We start from the raw sequence: 18,763 nt of genomic DNA, 5'->3' as shown, positions 1-18,763 counted from the left end.
GTCGGCCAACAGGTAAGCCAGCCCCTCGTCGTCGCACGCGCGACTGACGCCGGGGACGTCCAGCAGTGCTTCCGGTTCGGAGGCAAAGGCAAACAGCCGGTCGGTGTGCGCGACGTACAGCGGCCGCGCGCCCACCGGATCGCGAAGCAGCGTCAACCGGCGCTCGCGACCGTCCCAGGCGGCCAGCGCGAAGTCTCCGCGCAGGTGGCGCCAGAACTGTTCCCGCCAGCGCCGCCACGCGAGTGCGAACAGGCCCGCATCGGTGATGCCACCGCGGCTGGCCGGATCCAGCCCGAGCGCGCGCGCGAGTTCGTCGGAATTGTCCACGCGACCGTCCACGGCCACCACCCAGCGATCGTCCAGGACGATCGGCTGGCGTTCGTGGAGCGATTCCGGGGTCACATGCACGGCACCGTGCCCCAGCGACAGCCCCGGCGCGTCGTACATCCCGCTCCCGTCCGGAGCGCGGTGCCGCATCCGTTCGAGCAGACCGCGGGCCTCGCGGTCCACCGGAGGACCGTCAGCGAACCGCAGGATCCCGGCAATCGCCGCCATGCTTCAGGCCCGCATGCCGGGGGTCGCGCAGTCGCCCCGGCGTCGTTGGAGCGGAAATACCCTAGGATAGTGCGCGCGTTCGATCATCGTTTCCTTACCCGGTGCCGTCCTCATCTTGCCCGAGAACCACTCCGCCGGGCGAGTTCCGCTCGTATCCGTGGCCCCTGTCCGCCGACCCACTCCCCATGGACTATTACCGCTTCCTGGCCGCCCTTCGCCAACTTGACCTGAAAGCCAGCCGGCAGCGGCCGCCTGCGCTTGACGAGCCGCAGCCCAACGCAATCGCCGGCGAGGCAGACACCGCATACCACGCGGGCCTGGCGTGTCTCCAGTCCGGTGACGCCGGATCGGCGCTGTCGCACTGGCGCCATGCGTTGCGCTGCCCGATCACCGAGCTTGCCCTGCTGCACGCCATCGGCGACGGGTTGCGCGGCCTCGGTCACGATCCGGCCGCGATCTACCGGGACGAGGGTGCCACAGCGGGCGCGCCAACGGCGCTCCTTGACGGCCACGAACGAACGTGGCGCGAACTTTGCGGGGACGCGCTGCGCGAGCGCTGGCAAGCGGTCGCAGCAGCATTGGACGATGAGCAGGCAAGCTTCCATGGGAAGCCGGCCGATTTCCGGAACCTCGCATTCGCGCTTGCGCGGGCCGGGGACGAAGGGCGCGCGCAATGCGCTGCCGCCGCCGCGCTGGCGGCTGACGGAGATTGGCGCGCCGCCGCCGACGCTTTCGAGAAGGCGCCCCCCGCCGAAGCCCGATCCGCCCGCTTCCTGTCCTGCTGGTTCGAGGCCTTGCGCCACTGTGGCGAAGACGAGCGCGCAGCCGAGATTGCCGAACAGGCGGCGGCACAGGGAACCTGCGACGCCACGGCACGGGTCGAATGGGCAAGCGCACTGCTCGACCTCACTCGTCCGGCAGCGGCCTCGGCGGTCCTGCGCGCCGGGGCGACGGGGGAAGGCGATGCCGGTCTGCGCGTCCGCGCCCGCCTTCTGCTGCCGCCGGTGCCGGCATCGCAAGCCGACCTGGATCGCGCGCATGCCCGGTTGCGCCGGGGCGTCGCAGCGCTGCGACGAGCCGCCGCGCGCGCCAGCCCGGAGGCTCGGGCCGCGTTCTTCGACGGACTGCAGCCGCTTTTCTACCTCGGCTATGGCGGAAAGCCCGCATTCGACATCGTGCGCGAGTACGGGCGCTTCGTCAGCGAGGTGGTTGCAGCCCGCTATCCCGACTATTGCCAACCGCTCGCACTGCGATCACGCGGTTCCGCGATCCGCGTTGGCTTCGCCAGTTTGCATGTCACCCACCATACGATCACCCGCCACTTCGGCAGTTGGATCAGCGCGGCCGGTAGTCACGAAATCGAATCCCATCTGTTCCCGCTTGCGCCCAACGAGGACGCAATGAGCCGTTTTCTCGGCGCGCGTGTCGACGTATGCCATCCTGCCGCCGGCGACTTTGCAGCCATCGCCAGCGCCATCCGCGGCGCCGACCTGGATATTCTGGTGTATCTGTCGGTCGGAATGGATGCCACCTCGTTGCCGCTCGCCGCCATGCGGCTGGCGCCGGTGCAATGCGTGGCATGGGGCCACCCGGTCAGTACCGGACTGCCCAGCATCGACTATTTCCTGAGCGCCGAGGCCATGGAGCCGGACAACGCCCAGGCGCACTACACAGAACGCCTGATCACCCTGCCGGGCCTGGGCACTGCGCTGCCGGCGATTCCGCCAACCACGGCGGCAGCCTCGCGCGAAGCACTCGGCATCCCGGCGCGGGCCACGGTCTACCTGTCCCCGCAATCGCTGTTCAAGTACCTGCCCTGCCATGACGGCCTGTATGCGCAGATCGCGCGCGAAGTCGAGGACGCCCTGTTCGTCTTCATGGAAGGCGACCTTCCCGCGTGGACACGCACGTTCCGCGCGCGCATCGCCGCAAGCTTCCACGCCATCGGCCTGGACCCCGATCGGCACCTCCGCTTCCTGCCGCAATGCGACCTCGACCATTTCCACGCCATGATGCGCTGTTGCGACGTGATGCTCGACACCATCGGCTGGTCCGGGGGCCAGACCTCCTACGATGCGCTGGCCTGCGGGCTGCCGATCGTCACCTTGCCCGGCACATTCATGCGCGGGCGGCAGACGTACGGGATGCTCAGGCAAATCGGGGTCGAGGACACCATCGCCAACACCGTCGAAGAATACGTCCACATCGCGGTGCGCCTCGGCCGGGATCACGGCTGGCGGGAAAACGTGGGACAGCGCATCGCCGCAGGCAAGCATCGGCTGTTTGATGATCACCGCCCGATCGAGGCGCTCGAGTCGTTCTATCGCTGGGCTGCCGGCGGTGCGCAGCCCGAGGACGCCAGGCGGTTTCGCCTTTGGCCACCAGCAAGCGCCACCGCCTCGGGCGATCCGGCAGGCGCTTGACCCCTGCGGCGGTGGCTCGCTGGACCGGTGCGGGGATCAGTCGAAGGTGCAGGAAGCGGCCAACTGCTGCAACGTCGTCGCCACTCCGGTACGCCAGTCGGGCGGAACGATGCCGAAATCGCGGCGTAATTTCGCCGTGTCCAGCAGCGAATGCAGCGGGCGACGCGCTGGCGTGGGGCGCTCGCTGGTGGCGATGGCCTCCACCCGCGGGCCGCGCGCCAACAGCCCGCGCTGGCAGGCTTCCTGCATGATCGCCTCGGCAAAGCCATGCCAGCTGGTGCGCCCGGATGCGGCCAGATGCCAGATGCCGGACCCGCCGACGCCGCGATCGAGGATTCGCACCGTCGCGTCGGCGAGCCATTCGGCCGGCGTGGGAGCGCCGAACTGGTCTGCGACCACGCGCAAGGTATCGCGTCCGGCCGCAAGCCGCAGCATCGTTTCCAGAAAGTTTCCGCCATGCGCCGAATAGACCCACGAGGTGCGAAGAATGGCGTGGCGCGCGCCGCTGGCGCGGATGGCCTGCTCGCCCGCCAGCTTGCTGGCGCCGTACACGTTCAGGGGGGCCGGCTGGTCGTCTTCGAGGTAGGGACAATCGCTGTTGCCGTCGAACACGTAGTCCGTCGAATAGTGCAGCAATAGCGCGCCGATTCCGGCACAGGCGCGAGCCAGGTTTCCCGGCGCGGCGGCATTCACGGCGAACGCCGCGTCGCGTTCGGTTTCCGCCCGATCCACGTCGGTGTACGCAGCGGCATTCACCACCACCTCGGGCGCAACCGCACGCACGCGCTCGCCCAGCGTCTCCGGGCGCAGGAAATCCACGGCCAGGTCGGCGCCGTCGCCATCGCGGGTGGCAACGACGAGCTCGCCCAGCGGCAGCAGGCTTTTTCGCAGCGCGCGTCCGACCTGTCCATTGCCTCCGAGAAGCAGCAGCTTCATGGCCGCCAGACCGGCAGGTCGCCTTCTGGCACGTCGTCCAGCAGCGGTGCTGCTGCATCCCTCGCCGACAGATTGACCTCGCGCAGCGGCCAGTCGATCGCCAGCCGCGCATCGTTCCAGCGCAATGCCCGATCGCTCGCCGCATCGTAGGGCGCGGTGCACAGGTAGCTGACCAAGGCGAACTCGCCGAGCGTCAGGAATCCATGGGCAAAACCTTCCGGTATCCAGAGCTGGCGCCCGCCGCCTGCGCGGAGCCGCACGGCCAGGTGCCGTCCGAAACCGGGCGACCCCCTCCTGAGGTCCACGGCGACGTCGAAGATTTCGCCCTCGAGCACCTCGACCAGTTTGCCCTGCGCGGCACCCGGCCACTGGTAGTGCAGACCGCGAAGAACGGCGCGTCGCGAACGTGAGACGTTGTGCTGGACGAACGCATCCGGCAGGCCGTGGCGGGCAAAGCGCCCGGCATTCCAGCTTTCCATGAAGAAACCGCGCTCGTCTTCATGCACGTCCTGTTCCAGCAGCAGACAATCGGGCAGGTCCGTCTGGATGATTTTCACGCACCGCGCTCCGGTTCAAGCAGGCGCAGCAGATACCGGCCGTAGTCGTTCTTCGCCAGCGGCACGGCCAGCGCGCGGATCCGCGCGGCATCGATCCAGCCGTTGAGCAGCGCGATTTCCTCCGGGCAGCACACGCGCAAGCCCTGTCGCAGCTGGATGGTTTCGATGAAGGTCGAGGCCTCCACCAACGATTCGTGGGTCCCGGTGTCCAGCCAGGCGTAGCCGCGGCCCAGTTTTTCCAGATGCAGGTCGCCTGCGTCCAGGTAGCGGCGCAGCAGGTCGGTGATCTCCAGTTCACCGCGATGGGACGGTCGCAGCGCGGCGGCGAAATCGCAAGCGCGCCCATCGAGGAAGTACAGGCCGGTGACCGCGAAGTTCGACTTCGGGCGCACCGGTTTTTCCTCCAGTCCGACGACCCTGCCTTGCGCATCGAATTCGGCCACGCCGTAGCGCTCCGGATCGCGCACCCAGTAGCCGAATACGGTGGCGCCGCGCTCGCAGGCATCGGCGCGCCGCAGCAGGCGGGTCAGGCCCTGGCCGTGGAAGATGTTGTCCCCCAGCACGAGGCAGGACGGTGCGCCGGCAAGGAATTCGCGGCCGATCAACAGCGCCTGCGCCAGCCCGTCCGGATTGGGCTGGACCGCGTACTCGACGCGCATGCCCCACTGACTGCCGTCGCCGAGCAGCCGCCGGAACAGCGGTTGCTGATGTGGCGTGGTGATCAGCAGCACCTCGCGGATGCCGGCAAGCATCAGCACGCCGAGCGGGTAGTAGACCATCGGCTTGTCGTAGACCGGCAACAGCTGCTTGCTGACGGCCTGGGTGAGTGGGTACAGGCGCGTGCCGGAGCCGCCGGCGAGGAGGATGCCCTTGCGCTTCATGCGTTGACTCCGATCCGCTCCAGGCGGTAGCTGCCGTCCAGCACGCGCTGCACCCAGTCCTGGTGCGCCAGGTACCAGTCCACGGTCTCGGTGATGCCGCGCTCGAAGGTGTGGGCGGGCGACCAGTCGAGTTCACGCTGCAGCTTTCCGGCGTCGATCGCATAGCGGCGGTCGTGGCCGGGGCGGTCCGGGACGAAGGTGATTTGCGACGCGTGCGGGCGGCCGTCCGCGCGGGGGCGGCGCTGGTCCAGCAGCGCGCAGAGCGCCTTCACCACCTCGATGTTCTGCCTTTCCGCGTTGCCGCCGACATTGTAGGTTTCACCGACGCGGCCACGGGCCAGCACCCTGCGGAGGGCGCGGCAATGGTCGCTGACGTGGAGCCAGTCGCGTACCTGCCGGCCGTCGCCATATAGCGGCAGCGGTTCGCCCGCCAGCGCCCTGGCGATGACCAGTGGGATGAGCTTTTCCGGGAACTGGTACCGACCGTAGTTGTTGCCGCAGTGGGTGGTCAGCACCGGCAGCCCGTAGGTGTGGTGGAAAGCCCGCACCAGATGGTCCGAGGCGGCCTTGGAGGCCGAATACGGCGAGTTCGGCGCGTACCGGCTGGTTTCGGTGAACCTGCCGCCCTCGCCCAGCGCGCCGTACACCTCGTCGGTGGAGACGTGGAGGAAGCGAAATCGCTCCTTGCCCGCGCCATCCAGCGACGTCCAGTACTCACGCGCCGCTTCCAGCAGCGCCAGCGTTCCGACAACGTTGGTCCGGAGGAACGCCGCGGGGCCGTCGATGGAACGATCGACGTGGCTTTCCGCGGCGAGATGCACGATGGCATCGGGGCGGTGCTCGGCCAGCAGCCTGGCAACCAGCGCGCCGTCGCAGATGTCGGCATGGACGAAGCGATGGCCCGGATCGCCCTCGATCGCGCGCAGGGTAGCGAGGTTGCCGGCGTAGGTGAGCGCATCGAGGTTGACGACACGGACGCCGCGCCTGACCGCGTCGAGCACGAAGTTGCCGCCGATGAAGCCGGCGCCGCCGGTGACGAGCCAGGTGGTCACGGGTTTTCCCTCATCGGCCGGATCCCCCGGCGAGGATGCCATCCCGCGGCGTTCACGGCGATTTCGCCCCCAGCAGGCGCGCCACGCCGCGCCGCAGCCGCCGCAGCCGCAGCCGCCAGGGCGGCCCATCCCCGTACAGCGCGTGCAGTTGCCCGGGAGTCGGCAGCAGGCGCTGGTACAGCCAACGCAGGCGCGCGCCCAGCGAAGGCAAGGCACGCAGGTTCTGCCACTGCATGTAGCGCCAGTCCTCGAGCCGGCGATGATCCAGCGGCTCGCGTTCGGCCAGGCCCCGCAAGCGCGCGCGGACGTCGCCGGGCAGCGTTGCGCCCAGCCAGCGCGCGGCGTCCTCCAGTGAGCGCAGGCAGATGCCGGCGATCCGGTTTTCCTCGGCAAGCGCACCCAGCGCGTCCCAGTCCTCCGCCGTGCTGCGCGCGGCCAGCAGGCGCAGGTCGTACAGCAGCTTGAGCCGATCCGGGATGCCGTTTTGCAGGTCGAGCGCGCGGTTCAGGCAGGCGTGGGCAAGCGCGTGCCGGGGCGACAGCGCGCGCAGCGATGCGCCGTACCCGGGAAGGGCCTGCCCGCTCTCCCACAGCGCAGCGAACGAAAAAACGTCCGCATAGACGGCGGCATTGAGCAGGCGCGAATGCAGGTCCAGCTCGGAGCGCAGGCGGCCGTCGATGCTGCGGCGCAGGGTCAATTCGAAATGCGTGTCGCCCGGCTCGAACGCCGGGGCGTAGCCATGCGCGGCCAGCGCATCCGCCGCCTGCCGCACGGCTGCGGCGGAGTCCAGCAGCAGGTCGATGTCGCCGCCCATGCGCAGGTGTGGCTGCGGATACAGCCACAGCGCCAGCGCACTGCCCTTGAGCAGCAGCGCGCGCAGTCCGGCCGCGGCCAGCACGTGATCCAGCTGCCGCAGCTCTTCACCGCGCTGCAGCCATTGCGCGGCCAAACCCCGCGCGTGGGTGTGCACTGCTTCGCGATGCGCCTCCGGCAAGGCCTCCCAGCCACCTTCGGCGCGCAGCCTTGCTTCGAGAAGGGCAACCACACCCTCCCGATCGGCGGCCTCCCGCAGCGCCTCGGCGGTGACCGCCGCATCCAGCGGCGCTGGCCGCCCGCAGCGCAGCGCAACCGAGAGCCAGTCGCGGAGCGGCCCCTCCCCTGCGGGCTCAGGCATCCGGTCCATGGATCAGGATCCCGTTCCCGTGGAAGCGTGCCGTGCGCGCAGCGGCAGTCGATGCCCGGGGCCGAACGACGCGAACGCCCGCGTTCACACCCGGTAATACTCCCGGTACCACTGCACGAACCGGGCGACCCCCTGCTCGACCGGTACCGTCGGCGCGCAGCCGACGATGGCTTCGAGGTCGCCGGTGTCGGCCTCGGTGTCGGGCACGTCGCCGGGCTGCAGCGGCAGCAGCTCCATCCGCGCCTTGCGGCCGAGGCACTGTTCGAGGATCTCGATGTAGCGCAGCAACTCCACCGGCTGCGCATTGCCGATGTTGAAGATCCGGTACGGCGCGACTCCGCTGCTGGCCGGATCGGGCGTGGCGCCGTTCCACTGCGGATCCGGCACCGGCACGTGATCCAGCGCGCGCACCACGCCTTCGGCCACGTCGTCGATGTAGGTGAAGCTGCGCCGATGGTGGCCGTGGTTGAACACCCTGATCGGCTCGCCGGCGAGGATTGCCCGGGTGAACAGGAACAGCGCCATGTCCGGGCGCCCCCAGGGCCCGTACACGGTGAAGAAGCGCAGACCCGTGCAGGGTATGCCGTACAGATGGGCGTAGCTGTGCGCCATCATCTCGTTGGCTTTCTTGGTCGCCGCGTACAGCGTCAGCGGATGCTGGGTGGGGGCATGTTCGGAGAACGGCATCGCGGTGTTGGCGCCATAGACCGAACTGGTCGAGGCGTAGACCAGGTGCTCGACCCGGTACTGCCGGCACCCTTCCAGCACGTGCAGGAATCCGGTGACGTTGCTGGCCACGTACACGTGCGGGTTTTCGGCGGCATAGCGCACCCCCGCCTGCGCGGCGAGGTTCACCACCCGCCGCGGGCGATGGCGGGCGAACACCCCCTCGACGGCGGCGCGATCGGCCAGATCGACGTACTCCTGCGCGAAGCGCGGGTGGTCGAGAAAACGCGCCAACCGCGCCCGCTTCAACTCGACGTCGTAATAGTCGTTGAGGTTGTCGAGCCCCACCACCTGCTCGCCGCGTTCGAGCAGGCGCATGGCGACGTGGGAACCGATGAATCCGGCGCTGCCGGTGACGAGGGTGGTCATGGCGTTAGCTTACGACGAAGGAATGGAGGCGAGCCCGGACAGAAGTCCGTGCCAAGCCGCGAACGCCGACGCGCGCGGCGGCAGGCAGGCGCGGGCGCGCGCGCCGCAATCGCGGGCGGCCGCGGGATCGGCGGCCAGGCGCTCGATGCAGCGCCGCGCGCCGGGCACGTCGCCGGGAGCGACCGCGGCGCCGCAGTCGGCGGCGCGCAGCCGCTGCGCGATCTCGCCCTGCGGGTCCCCGATGAACAGCGCCGGCCGCCCGGCCGCGAGGATGCCGTACCACTTACTGGGGAAAATGCAGCCTTCCAGCGCCGGGTGCAGGCTGAGCCAGTGCAGGTCCGGCAGGGTCAGGCTGTGCGCCAGCTGTTCGCGCGACTGGTAGGGCTTGAGCAGGACGTTGTCGAGCCCGCGCGTCCGCGCCTCGGCGACCAGGGCTTGCTGGCCACGGCCGCCACCGATGAGCAGGAAACGGATGTCGTCCCGTCCGCGCAAGCCGGTGGCGACCTCCAGCATCGTGCGCCAGTCGTGGGCGCGCCCGAGGTTGCCGGAATAGCCGACGACGAACTTGCCTTGCAGTCCCCACGCGCCGCGCAAGGGGTTGGCGTCGGCCGCCAGCGGCTGCACGGCGTTCTCGTCGGTCCAGTTCTCGATCACGCCGACCCGCTCCGGCGCCACGCCGCGCGCGATGAGCCGGCGCGCCATCGCCCCCGAGATCGCCACGCAGCGGTCGGCCTGGCGCAGGCTGCGATCGCGCAGCCAGCGCAGCGGCCCACTGCCCGCGCGCACCGCCGGTCCCAGCAGCACCTCGGCGACTTCCGGGAACAGGTCCTGCAGCCAGTGGACGACGCGCGCGCCGCGCCGCCTGGCCCGCAGTCCGAGGTGCGCGCCCAGCAGCGGCGGATCGGTCATCAGCACCACGCAGTCGCCGCGGCTGACCTGCGCGTCCAGCACGCGCCGCGCGGCGCGCAGATAGCTGGCGTAATCCAGCGCACGGCCTGCCAATGCGCCGCGGCCAAACCGGCTGCCGCCGACGCGCAGCACGTCGAAACCGTCGATCCGCTCGCGCTCCGGCAGCAGCGCACCGGCGTCGTCATAACGCTGTCGCGATCCGACCAGGGTGACGGCCATCCCCTGCGCGGCAAGATGCCCGGCCAGATCGGCGAGCAGCTGGCTGGTCGCGGACAGGTCCGGCGCGACGAAACGATTGAAGAAGAAAATCCGCACGCCGCCGCGAATCAGGCTCCGCGCCTGGCGTCCTGGTGTTCCAGATACCACGCATAGGTGCTGCGCACGCCCTCCTCCAGCCCGATCCGGGCGCGCCAGCCCAGCGCGTGGATGCGCGACACGTCCAGCAGCTTGCGCGGGGTGCCGTCCGGCTTTGTCGGATCGGTGTCGATTTTCCCATCGAACCCGACGATGCGTGCAACCCGTTGCGCCAGTTCGAGGATCGACAGATCCTCGCCCACGCCGACGTTCACGATGTCGCCATCGCTGTAGCTGCCCATCAGGAACACGGCCGCTTCGGCCAGGTCATCGACGTGCAGGAACTCGCGGCGCGGGGTGCCGGTGCCCCAGATCGTCACCGCCGCGTCGCCGCGCAGCTTCGCCTCGTGGAAGCGCCGGATCAGCGCCGGCAGCACGTGCGAGGAGGTCAGGTCGAAATTGTCGCCGGGACCGTACAGGTTGGTCGGCATCAGCGAAATCGCATCGAACCCGTACTGCTTGCGGTAGGCCTGGCACAGCTTGATCCCGGCGATCTTGGCGACCGCATACCATTCGTTGGTCGGCTCCAGCGCGCCGGTCAGCAGCGCGTCCTCGCGCATCGGCTGCGGCGCGAACTTCGGATAGATGCACGACGATCCGAGGAAGCACAACTTCTTCACCCCATGCTTCCACGCCGCGTGGATGACATTGGCCTCGATCACCAGGTTGTCGCGGATGAACTCCGCCGGACGGGTGTCGTTGGCGTGGATGCCGCCGACCTTGGCCGCCGCAAGGTAGACCTGGTCCGGACGTTCGCGGGCGAAGTAGTCCTCGACCTGCTGCTGCGACGTCAGGTCAAGTTCCTCGCGCCCCGGCAGCAGGAGGTTGTCGGCACCGGCGGCCTGCAGCCTGCGGACGATGGCCGAGCCCACCAGCCCGCGATGGCCGGCGACGTGGATCTTCTTCCCTGTGCCCATGGCCTTACTCCGCGTGCTGGTAGGTGCGGTAGCCGGCCTCGCTCACCAGCGCGTCGCGCCTGGCGTGCGCCAGATCCCCGGCCACCATCTCCCGCACCAGCTCCGCGAACGAGGTGCTGGGCCGCCAGCCCAGTCTGTCCCTTGCCTTGGACGGATCGCCCAACAGCGTTTCGACTTCGGCCGGGCGGAAATAACGGGGATCGACCGCGACGATGCGCTGACCGGGCTGCAATGGCGAGCCTTCCGGCGCGCTGGCGACGAAGCCCTGCTCGTCGATACCGCTGCCCCTCCATTCCAGCGCGATGCCGAGTTCCGACGCCGCCCGGTCCACGAACTCGCGCACCGAGCGCTGCTCGCCGGTGGCGATGACGAAATCCTCGGCGTGATCCTGCTGCAGCATCAGCCACTGCGCTTCCACGTAGTCGCGGGCGTGCCCCCAGTCGCGGCGCGCGTCGAGGTTGCCGAGGTACAGGCAGTCCTGCAGGCCCAGCGAAATCCGCGCCAGCGCGCGTGTGATCTTGCGGGTGACGAAGGTTTCCCCGCGCAGCGGCGATTCGTGGTTGAACAGGATGCCGTTGCAGGCGTACAGGCCGTAGGACTCGCGGTAGTTGACCACGATCCAGTAGGCGTACAGCTTGGCCACGCCGTAGGGCGAGCGCGGATAGAACGGCGTGGTCTCCTTCTGCGGGATTTCCTGCACCTTGCCGTACAGCTCCGAGGTCGAGGCCTGGTAGAAGCGGGTCTTGCCCTCCAACCCGAGGATGCGGATCGCCTCCAGCAGCCGCAGGGTGCCCAGCGCGTCGGAATTGGCGGTGTATTCCGGGGTCTCGAAGGACACCTGCACGTGGCTCTGCGCGCCGAGGTTGTACACCTCGTCCGGCTGCACCTGCTGCAGGATGCGGATCAGGTTGGTGGCATCGGTCAGGTCGCCGTAGTGCAGGAACAGCCGCCGGTCCGTCGCATGCGGGTCCTGATACAGGTGATCGATGCGATCGGTGTTGAACGACGACGCGCGGCGCTTGATGCCGTGCACCTCGTAGCCCTTGGCCAGCAGCAGCTCGGCCAGATAAGCCCCGTCCTGGCCGGTGATGCCGGTGATCAGTGCACGCTTCATGGTCATTTCTTCCATATCCATTTCATTGTCGATTCACCCAACGCCTGCTTGCGTGCGGCAAGCGGCCGGGCTTCCGAGAGCCCCAATCCGTTCAGGGCGGCACGATGTTCATCACAGCAGCCAAGGCATGGCGTCAAAAAACGGACCGCAACCCCAGATGCGCAACGAACGGCTCGAAGTCGCGATCGCAATGCAGCAGCGTCAGGCCATCAAGGATGCAGCGGGTTGCGATCACGCAGTCGATGGTTTTGCGCACACTGATGCCCAGTGCGCGCAAGGCACGGAAGTTGCGCGCTGCCTGTACCGCCACATCGTGTCCGCCCATCGTCACCACGTCGAGGCTGCCAAGCAGGCGCAAGACCTGCGCGAAGTCCCGATCCGTCGTCATGCCCTGAAGCACCTCGGTCAGAATCAGATCGCCCACGGCGATCGGCTCCCGCCCAAGGGCGGCGTGCAGGCAATTCGTCTGTCGAGTCTCCGTGCCGCGCAAATAATCGATCCAGACGCTGGAATCGACCAGCATCACGCATCGGCCCTCAGTGTCTCCAGGTCGCCTTGCCAGCGGACCTTGCCACGCAACGTCCGGATGCGCTCCTGCTGTTTGACCCGCAGCAACATGCGCAATCCGAGATCGACCGCCTCGCGCTTGGTCTTGAGGCCGGTCGCCCGCAGGGCATCACGCATCAGCGCGTCGTCGATGACGATGTTGGTTCGCATGTGTATATTCTCACTTCTGTATACACATCATAACGCACTTTCGCAGCCTGAACAAAATCGCTGCGGCATCAGGCCCATCCCCACATGCGGCGTTCCGCTCCGGCTCAATGCTGTTTGAGCTCGCACAGGCGCAAATCGATGAACTGCTGGTAGACCGCCAGCATGCGGGCGTAGCGCAGGCCTGCTGCACCATCCATAAAGCCGCCACGCAGGAGATAGACATAGGCAAACCGCAGCCACGGGCGCAGGGGCAGACGGCCGGCGAGGCGCTTGAGTGCGCGCCGGCGCACGGTGGCGTCGCGACTGAGCAGGTCGGATGGCTGTAGTGGCCGATCGCGCTCGGCCAGCATCAGCTGCGCCTCTCGATCGGCATAGCGCAGGTGGCGCGAGAACCAGTCCAGCACGCCTTTGGAAAAGTTGTGGTGATCGAGCGGATTCCGCAGCGTGCCCACCTGCTCGGGCGGCTGCACCTCGCGCTGGCCGTGGCCGTGATCGATGAAGCGCAGCGCCTCGGCGCGACCGAAGCGGACCTGGTAGGCGGGGTACATGCCGGCATGCTTCAACCAACGCCCCATGAACAGGATTTTCGAGGCAATGCGATAGACGGGATACGCTGCGCTGGAGGCAGTGGCGATCTTCAGGAGTTCATTGCGCAACGCCTCGGGAACCACTTCATCCGCATCCAGATGCAGCACCCAGGGATGGCGGAGTCCAGCGGCCTCCATCGCGTAATTCCGCTGCCCGGCAAAGGAATCGAACGGTCGCACCAGCACCCGCGCGCCGTGCGCTTTGGCCACTTCGACGGTGGCATCGGTGCTGCCGGAATCGAGCACCACCACGTCGTCCGACCACGCCACGCTGGCCAGGCAGCGCGGCAGGTTGTCGGCTTCGTTCAAGGTCAGGATGACGACGGAAATCATGCCCCGTCCGGCGTCTTGAGATCGCGCATCTTCATGAACCGCGCGGGATTGCCGGCCACCACGTTCCACGGCAACACGTCGCGCATCGCCACCGCCGCCGCGCCGACGATCGCGCCCTCGCCCACGCTCACTCCGGGGCCGATGAAGGCGTCGCTGCACACCCAGGCATCCTCGCCGACGCTCAGGCCGGTCCGCAGCAGGGGCAACGCCGGGTCAGTGTAGTCGTGGCTGCCACCGCACAGGTGGGCGCGGTGCGACACCGTGGCGCGGGCACCGATCCGGATCGGCCCGAGGCAATAGACCCAGACATGCGCTCCGATCGCCGCCCCGTCGCCAAGTTCCAGCATCCACGGAATCTCGATCCGGGCGCTGGGATCGACGTGCACCCCCCGGCCCACGTGGGCGCCGAACGTCCGCAGCAGCAGGTTGCGCCAGCCGAACAGGAGCCGCGGGCTGCAGCGGAACAGCGGCGTCGCCAGCGCCCACAGCGCACGGCCGAAGTACTCGCGGCGCGAATACGGGCGTGAGGCACGGGCGGCGTCGATATCAAGTGTCATGGAATCGCCGCAAGATAGGCGTCCGCCATGCCGCGTGCAAAGCGCTCCATGCCGAAAGCATCAGCACGCAACCTTCCCGTCCTGGCGCGCTGGGCGTGCAACAGCGGGTCGCGCAACAGGATTTCGACTTCGCGAACGAAACCGTCGCGGTCCTCCGGCGACAGGCAAGGCGCTGCACCTTCGACGACCTCCGGAAGCGAGCCCGCATCGCTGCACACCACCGGCAGCCCGAAGGCCATCGCTTCCAACACCGGCCAGCCGAACCCCTCGTACAGCGACGGAAACACCAGCACCGAGGCGCTTCCATACAAGCGCGCAATCTGAGCGTCGCTGGCGCCATCAACCCATTCCACCGATGCTTCGATATCCAGTTCCTTCGCCAGCCCAAGCAGATCCCTGGTGGGCGGGGCCCCAGCCATTACCAGTCGCCGCGCCAGCACCCTGTCCAACGCAGCGAAGATGCGCAGTACCTGCGCGCGGTTCTTGTAGAAACTGTTGTTGCCCACATGCAGGACAACGCCGCTCTCGCGCGACGGGGCATCGGCCCGTGTCACGGCCGTTGCAAGCGCGGTTCGCACCGGCAACGGCACGACCCTTGATGCAATCGGGGTACCGAACTCCCGGACCACGTCATCCTGCGTGGACTTGCTCACGCAGATCACGCCTTGTGCTTTCCGCAGCGCGGCCCCGTTGCGCCGCCACAGCCAGCGCGCGGCGGCGCCCATCGGCGGCGCGGCGGGAAACCGTCCGCGCTGCTGCAGGACCGGGATGACGTCGTGGGCGGTGATGACCACCGGCGCGCCACGCAACCCCGCCGACACATAGGCCCGGCTGCCGTCGAGGACGTGCCAGAGGTCAGGGTGGGCGCGCAGCCGGCGCGCGCGCGCGGGCAGCGCCAGCGCCTGCCAGCGGCGCGCCAGGGCGCCTTGCGCGGGTGCAGGATCGAGCTCGTGCAGGGTCGCCTCCACCTCGGGGGCATGCCGCGCCAGCGCGGCCAGCAGCGTGTCCGCGTAGGCGCGCATGCTGCCGGGCGCGTGGGCGGCCGCCGTGCTGACCAGGTGCACGCGCAGCTTGCGCATCAGGCGGGTGCCGCCCGCTGCGCGCGCAGCGCCGCCTGCGGCCTGGCCTGCCGTCGGGCCAACTCCGGCAGGCGCGGCGTCGCCAGCACCACGCCGACCAGGATGCCGAGGAAGGACGCGATGAACGGATCGGCGAGGATCTGCCCGGACACGGTCAGGCTGCCGACGTTGGCGAGGAAAAACGCCATCAGGCCCGCCGCATAGGGAGCCTGCGGGGTGTGCGCGCGCAGTTGCCCCAGCGTCGCGCGCAGCATCGCCAGCAGCAGGCTCACCATGACGGCGAGGAACCCCAGCGTGCCCGGCACGCCGAGTTCGAACATGATCCGGCTCGGCGCGCTCTCCTGCCAGGCGCGCGGCCTGGCGGCGGCGAGATTGTGCCCGCCGGGGGTGGCGAAGCCGAGGCCGCCGCCGAAGAAACCGGACTGCTGGAAGGTCGTCCAGACCGCATTGAAGCCCTGGCCCTGGATGCTCTCGGCGGCATCGAACTTGAGTCCCTGGCCGCTGTAGTAGCGCATGTTGGCGGAGTCCTCGGAAACCCAGTCGCCGACCACCAGGACACTGCCCAGCGGGATCATCAGCAGGACCAGCAGCGTGGCCGCACGCGCGGCGCGCCCGGCCTGCCAGTACAGCCACAGCAAGCCGAGCGCGAACACCGGCAGCATGTAGACCATCTTGCGACGGCCGCAGAGCAGCAGCGCCACCACCGCGAACGCGCTGACCAGCAGCCAGCCGTAACGCCGGGCGCCCTTGCCGGAAAGCGCCAGCACCAGCGACAGCAGGCACACCGCCGCCGCGTGCCAGCCCATGACGTCGGCCGAGCGATAGAAACCGGCGAGCATGTCCACCGTGTAGCCTGACCCCCAGCGCACCCAGGTGTAGCCGAGGGCCTCGGTGCCGAGGATGCGCCAGTCCGGGAACCACTTCAGGTATTCGAGCAGGCCGCCGCTCAGCATCACCGCATTCACCAGGCAGTACACCGCCAGCAGGCGGCGCAGCATGCGCAAGTCGCGGGGATAGTGGAAGCCCGCGACCACCGCCAGGAACAACAGCGAGTAGGAAAATGCGCCAAACAGCGTGAACAGCCACGAACCCGGTCCGTAGGTCAGGGAGATGATCGCCGCCGGGGCGCACAGCGGAATCAGCAGGACCAGTGCCCTGGCGATTTTCGGGTACGGCCGGGAAAACCCGGCCCACCAGCCGCGGGTATGCGCGATCGCCGACACGACGGTCGCCAGGAAGACCGGCGCGGTGGCCAGCACCAGCCAGCCCGGCGCACCCGGCACCAGCTTGCGCAGCGGATCCTGCACCGCCGCCAGCAGGATCATCAGCAGGAGGCCCCAGCGCCAGCGCGCGAATGCCACGCAGGAAAACAGGGCGGACAGGCCCAGCAGCACGTACAACGCCATCAGCGCGAACTCTCCGTGACATGCGACAGGGCCGCCATGGCGCCATCGACAACCCGCGTGAAAGTGTAGCCGCGGACGACCCGTTCGCGTGCCGCCTGCCCCATCCGCGCCAGGCCGTCGCGATCGGCGCCCAGTCTCGCCAGAAGTTCCGCCAGCGCCGCAACGTCGCCACACCGGTAGCGTTCACCGGTGATGCCCGGTTCGACCAGATCGATCGCGCAGCCCACCTGGTCGCTGACCAACGCCGGCAGGCCGCAGGCCATCGCCTCGTTGACCACCAGTCCCCAGGTTTCACCGCTGTCGGAAGGAAGCACGAGGCAGTCCGCGGCCGCGTAGGCGGCCGTGATCTCGGACTGGTTGAGGAATCCGGAAAAATGCACCGGCAAGCCCTCCGCCTGCGCGCGCAGGTCCGCAGCCAAGGGGCCGTCGCCGACCAGCAGCACCTGAATCCGCGCGCGATCGGCCTCCGTCATGCGGGCCAGTGCCGCGATGATGTCACCGGGTCGCTTCTTGTCGACGAACTTCCCGGAAAACAGGAAGGTCGCGCGCGCCAGGTCCAACCCGAAGCGCGCTTTCAGTGCCGTCACGCCGGGCGCGCTGCGCCAGCGATCTGCCGCCGTGGCGAAGGACTCGTTGTCGATGCAGTAGGGCGTATCGAAGATCCGCGACGACGGCACCCCGGCATCGAGCAGGTAGCGCCGATTGTTGCTGCCGATGGCCAGACAGGCCGCGTACTGGGACAGCAGGCGGGCATGCAGGAAGCGCTTCCACGCAGCACGTGGGCGCAGGCCGTTGGCCTCGCCGCGGACGATGCACGGGATGCCCTGCAGGCGGCAGGCCAGCAGCGCCTGCAGGCAGGACTTTGTGCCCCAGCCGTTGACGATCACCGCATCGAACCTGCCGCGCTTCAGCTCGTCGCGAATCCCCGGCGTGTCGCAACCGCCAAATGCCGTCAAGGACGGGTGCTGCGCAACGTTGTCCAGCACCGTATGGGCATACCCTCCCAGCAGCGGGATGTCCCACTGGAAGGCGACCCCGAATTCACGCCCCTGCTGGTCAGCGTCGGGCAGCATCGCGAAAAAGACGTGCAGATCGATCCCGGGCCGCTGCCCGAGCAACCGCAGCCACGGGACCTGATACTGGATCGGGTGGGTGGTGACCATGGCGATCTTCATGCGGCGGGTGGCGTCGACTTCATCGATCGGCGACACGACTCATCCGTACCGTATCGCCCGTCCAAGGCGATCACAGATTCGCCTTGATATCAACCAAGGTGAGCATCAGCAGCGACTGATCAATCGGCGAGGGCCGAAATCCGACCTGGCGATAGAATGCCGCCGCAGAATGGGATAGCGCATGCACCAGCAGCCCGCGAATGCCGATGGCATCGGCGGCATGCAGTACCCGCAAGCCGGCGTCGCGCACCAGCGCCCGGCCGACACCTCTGCCCTGCAACGAGCGATCCACCGCCAACCTGCCCAAAACCACCACCGGGATAGGGTCGGGCATGTTGCGGCGAAAATGGCCTGATACGGCATTGACCGCGACCGCGCTCGATGCCAAGGCGTAGTAGGCCATCACTTGTCCATCGCGACAGGCAACGAAGGTTCGCGATGCACCGCTGGCTTGATTGCGAAGAGCCTGTCGACGTAACCAGCGGTCCAGCACTTCGACGCCTGATTCGAAACCTTCCAGTTCGTGACCCAGCGCCAGCGGTTCCGGTGCATCGAGATTCAATCGCGGGTCCAAGGCGGCTGGCTCCGCATGGTCCGTCGCAGGTTTTCGTTCGGCTCGGGTGCAGCATCGAGCCGGGCCAGGAACGCGGTATAGGCCTTGTGCCCCACGGAAATCACGGCCTGATCCAGCACTGCCTCCTCGGCGGCGACGCGGGCAGCCCCGAGCATGAAATCAGTCCGGCTTTTTCCCAACAGCCGGGCGGCGCGATCGATCAGACTTCGATCCTCGGGACGAATCCGAAGGTTCAGGGTATCGCGCTTGGCAGCGGACGGTTGTGCGGAAGGCATGTCAGGGTTCGCAGCAGGGTGAGCCACCAGCATAGCACCACGTAATGACGTCTGCATTACGAGGCGTTCGGGCGGCTGGACAGC

19 protein-coding genes and 1 pseudogene are annotated in these 18,763 nt (G+C 68.4%); 1 reads left to right on the top strand and 19 read right to left on the bottom strand.

Annotation, left to right across the window (positions count from 1 at the left end; translation table 11 throughout):
* Positions 1 to 555 (bottom strand): annotated as a pseudogene (locus tag Q0X16_RS10490) (hypothetical protein); the annotation flags it as partial.
* A gap of 185 nt (positions 556 to 740) precedes the next feature.
* Here Q0X16_RS10490 and Q0X16_RS10485 point away from each other — a divergent pair.
* On the top strand, positions 741 to 2,978 hold the full coding sequence (locus Q0X16_RS10485; RefSeq protein WP_297833936.1) for a hypothetical protein: 2,238 nt from the start codon (positions 741 to 743) through the stop codon (positions 2,976 to 2,978).
* Positions 2,979 to 3,014: 36 nt separating this feature from the next.
* Here Q0X16_RS10485 and rfbD read toward each other — a convergent pair whose 3' ends face one another.
* From rfbD to Q0X16_RS10395, 18 genes are all read right to left on the bottom strand, one after another.
* On the bottom strand, positions 3,015 to 3,914 hold the full coding sequence (gene rfbD, locus Q0X16_RS10480) for a dTDP-4-dehydrorhamnose reductase (protein WP_297833933.1): 900 nt from the start codon (positions 3,912 to 3,914) through the stop codon (positions 3,015 to 3,017).
* Positions 3,911 to 4,471: a dTDP-4-dehydrorhamnose 3,5-epimerase gene (gene rfbC, locus Q0X16_RS10475; protein ID WP_297833930.1), complete on the bottom strand. Its 561-nt coding sequence runs from the start codon at positions 4,469 to 4,471 to the stop codon at positions 3,911 to 3,913. The genes rfbD and rfbC overlap by 4 nt, the downstream gene beginning before the upstream one ends.
* Complete coding sequence (rfbA, locus tag Q0X16_RS10470) at positions 4,468 to 5,352, bottom strand: glucose-1-phosphate thymidylyltransferase RfbA (RefSeq protein ID WP_297833927.1); 885 nt, start codon at positions 5,350 to 5,352, stop codon at positions 4,468 to 4,470. The genes rfbC and rfbA overlap by 4 nt, the downstream gene beginning before the upstream one ends.
* Positions 5,349 to 6,404 carry a dTDP-glucose 4,6-dehydratase gene (rfbB, locus tag Q0X16_RS10465; RefSeq protein ID WP_297833924.1) on the bottom strand — a complete coding sequence of 352 codons (1,056 nt, stop codon included), beginning with the start codon at positions 6,402 to 6,404 and terminating at the stop codon, positions 5,349 to 5,351. The genes rfbA and rfbB overlap by 4 nt, the downstream gene beginning before the upstream one ends.
* A gap of 52 nt (positions 6,405 to 6,456) precedes the next feature.
* Positions 6,457 to 7,587: a nucleotidyltransferase family protein gene (locus Q0X16_RS10460; RefSeq protein ID WP_297833921.1), complete on the bottom strand. Its 1,131-nt coding sequence runs from the start codon at positions 7,585 to 7,587 to the stop codon at positions 6,457 to 6,459.
* An 84-nt stretch (positions 7,588 to 7,671) separates the two neighbouring features.
* Complete coding sequence (locus Q0X16_RS10455) at positions 7,672 to 8,682, bottom strand: NAD-dependent epimerase (protein WP_297833918.1); 1,011 nt, start codon at positions 8,680 to 8,682, stop codon at positions 7,672 to 7,674.
* A gap of 9 nt (positions 8,683 to 8,691) precedes the next feature.
* Complete coding sequence (locus Q0X16_RS10450) at positions 8,692 to 9,906, bottom strand: glycosyltransferase family 4 protein (RefSeq protein ID WP_297833915.1); 1,215 nt, start codon at positions 9,904 to 9,906, stop codon at positions 8,692 to 8,694.
* An 11-nt stretch (positions 9,907 to 9,917) separates the two neighbouring features.
* A complete protein-coding gene (locus tag Q0X16_RS10445; RefSeq protein WP_297833913.1) occupies positions 9,918 to 10,862 on the bottom strand; it encodes a GDP-L-fucose synthase in 945 nt (314 codons plus the stop codon).
* A gap of 4 nt (positions 10,863 to 10,866) precedes the next feature.
* Positions 10,867 to 11,982, bottom strand: coding sequence for a GDP-mannose 4,6-dehydratase (gene gmd / locus Q0X16_RS10440; protein ID WP_297833910.1), 1,116 nt, complete (start codon positions 11,980 to 11,982; stop codon positions 10,867 to 10,869).
* A 127-nt stretch (positions 11,983 to 12,109) separates the two neighbouring features.
* Positions 12,110 to 12,499: a PIN domain nuclease gene (locus Q0X16_RS10435; RefSeq protein WP_297833940.1), complete on the bottom strand. Its 390-nt coding sequence runs from the start codon at positions 12,497 to 12,499 to the stop codon at positions 12,110 to 12,112.
* The gene (locus Q0X16_RS10430; RefSeq protein WP_297833908.1) at positions 12,499 to 12,693 is read right to left on the bottom strand and encodes a type II toxin-antitoxin system VapB family antitoxin; all 195 of its coding nucleotides are present in this window, start codon (positions 12,691 to 12,693) and stop codon (positions 12,499 to 12,501) included. The genes Q0X16_RS10435 and Q0X16_RS10430 overlap by 1 nt, the downstream gene beginning before the upstream one ends.
* A 104-nt stretch (positions 12,694 to 12,797) precedes the next feature.
* Entirely contained in the window at positions 12,798 to 13,613 is an 816-nt protein-coding gene (locus Q0X16_RS10425) for a glycosyltransferase family 2 protein (protein ID WP_297833905.1), read from the bottom strand.
* A complete protein-coding gene (locus tag Q0X16_RS10420) occupies positions 13,610 to 14,170 on the bottom strand; it encodes a putative colanic acid biosynthesis acetyltransferase (protein WP_297833902.1) in 561 nt (186 codons plus the stop codon). The genes Q0X16_RS10425 and Q0X16_RS10420 overlap by 4 nt, the downstream gene beginning before the upstream one ends.
* Positions 14,167 to 15,249 (bottom strand): glycosyltransferase family 1 protein, encoded by a 1,083-nt coding sequence (locus Q0X16_RS10415; RefSeq protein WP_297833899.1) that lies wholly within the window; start codon positions 15,247 to 15,249, stop codon positions 14,167 to 14,169. The genes Q0X16_RS10420 and Q0X16_RS10415 overlap by 4 nt, the downstream gene beginning before the upstream one ends.
* Positions 15,249 to 16,655: a hypothetical protein gene (locus Q0X16_RS10410; protein ID WP_297833896.1), complete on the bottom strand. Its 1,407-nt coding sequence runs from the start codon at positions 16,653 to 16,655 to the stop codon at positions 15,249 to 15,251. Before Q0X16_RS10410 ends, Q0X16_RS10415 begins: the two co-directional genes overlap by 1 nt.
* A complete protein-coding gene (locus Q0X16_RS10405) occupies positions 16,655 to 17,866 on the bottom strand; it encodes a glycosyltransferase family 4 protein (RefSeq protein WP_297833894.1) in 1,212 nt (403 codons plus the stop codon). Before Q0X16_RS10405 ends, Q0X16_RS10410 begins: the two co-directional genes overlap by 1 nt.
* 34 nt (positions 17,867 to 17,900) lie before the next feature.
* On the bottom strand, positions 17,901 to 18,392 hold the full coding sequence (locus Q0X16_RS10400; RefSeq protein WP_297833891.1) for a GNAT family N-acetyltransferase: 492 nt from the start codon (positions 18,390 to 18,392) through the stop codon (positions 17,901 to 17,903).
* Positions 18,389 to 18,763: DUF1778 domain-containing protein (locus Q0X16_RS10395; RefSeq protein WP_297833888.1), on the bottom strand; the 375-nt coding region annotated here is incomplete at its 5' end. The genes Q0X16_RS10395 and Q0X16_RS10400, both read right to left, overlap by 4 nt.

The organism is Thermomonas sp., assembly GCF_025993755.1.
Lineage (GTDB): Bacteria > Pseudomonadota > Gammaproteobacteria > Xanthomonadales > Xanthomonadaceae > Thermomonas.
This window is presented reverse-complemented; position numbering and strand designations above follow the sequence as displayed.

Coding starts and splice junctions, on each gene's coding strand:
- Q0X16_RS10485 (WP_297833936.1), top strand. CDS start 741: ATGGACTATTACCGCTTCCTGGCCGCCCTTCGCCAACTTGACCTGAAA.
- rfbD (WP_297833933.1), bottom strand. CDS start 3,914: ATGAAGCTGCTGCTTCTCGGAGGCAATGGACAGGTCGGACGCGCGCTG.
- rfbA (WP_297833927.1), bottom strand. CDS start 5,352: ATGAAGCGCAAGGGCATCCTCCTCGCCGGCGGCTCCGGCACGCGCCTG.
- Q0X16_RS10460 (WP_297833921.1), bottom strand. CDS start 7,587: ATGGACCGGATGCCTGAGCCCGCAGGGGAGGGGCCGCTCCGCGACTGG.
- Q0X16_RS10455 (WP_297833918.1), bottom strand. CDS start 8,682: ATGACCACCCTCGTCACCGGCAGCGCCGGATTCATCGGTTCCCACGTC.
- Q0X16_RS10445 (WP_297833913.1), bottom strand. CDS start 10,862: ATGGGCACAGGGAAGAAGATCCACGTCGCCGGCCATCGCGGGCTGGTG.
- gmd (WP_297833910.1), bottom strand. CDS start 11,982: ATGACCATGAAGCGTGCACTGATCACCGGCATCACCGGCCAGGACGGG.
- Q0X16_RS10435 (WP_297833940.1), bottom strand. CDS start 12,499: ATGCTGGTCGATTCCAGCGTCTGGATCGATTATTTGCGCGGCACGGAG.
- Q0X16_RS10430 (WP_297833908.1), bottom strand. CDS start 12,693: ATGCGAACCAACATCGTCATCGACGACGCGCTGATGCGTGATGCCCTG.
- Q0X16_RS10425 (WP_297833905.1), bottom strand. CDS start 13,613: ATGATTTCCGTCGTCATCCTGACCTTGAACGAAGCCGACAACCTGCCG.
- Q0X16_RS10420 (WP_297833902.1), bottom strand. CDS start 14,170: ATGACACTTGATATCGACGCCGCCCGTGCCTCACGCCCGTATTCGCGC.
- Q0X16_RS10415 (WP_297833899.1), bottom strand. CDS start 15,249: ATGCGCAAGCTGCGCGTGCACCTGGTCAGCACGGCGGCCGCCCACGCG.
- Q0X16_RS10410 (WP_297833896.1), bottom strand. CDS start 16,655: ATGGCGTTGTACGTGCTGCTGGGCCTGTCCGCCCTGTTTTCCTGCGTG.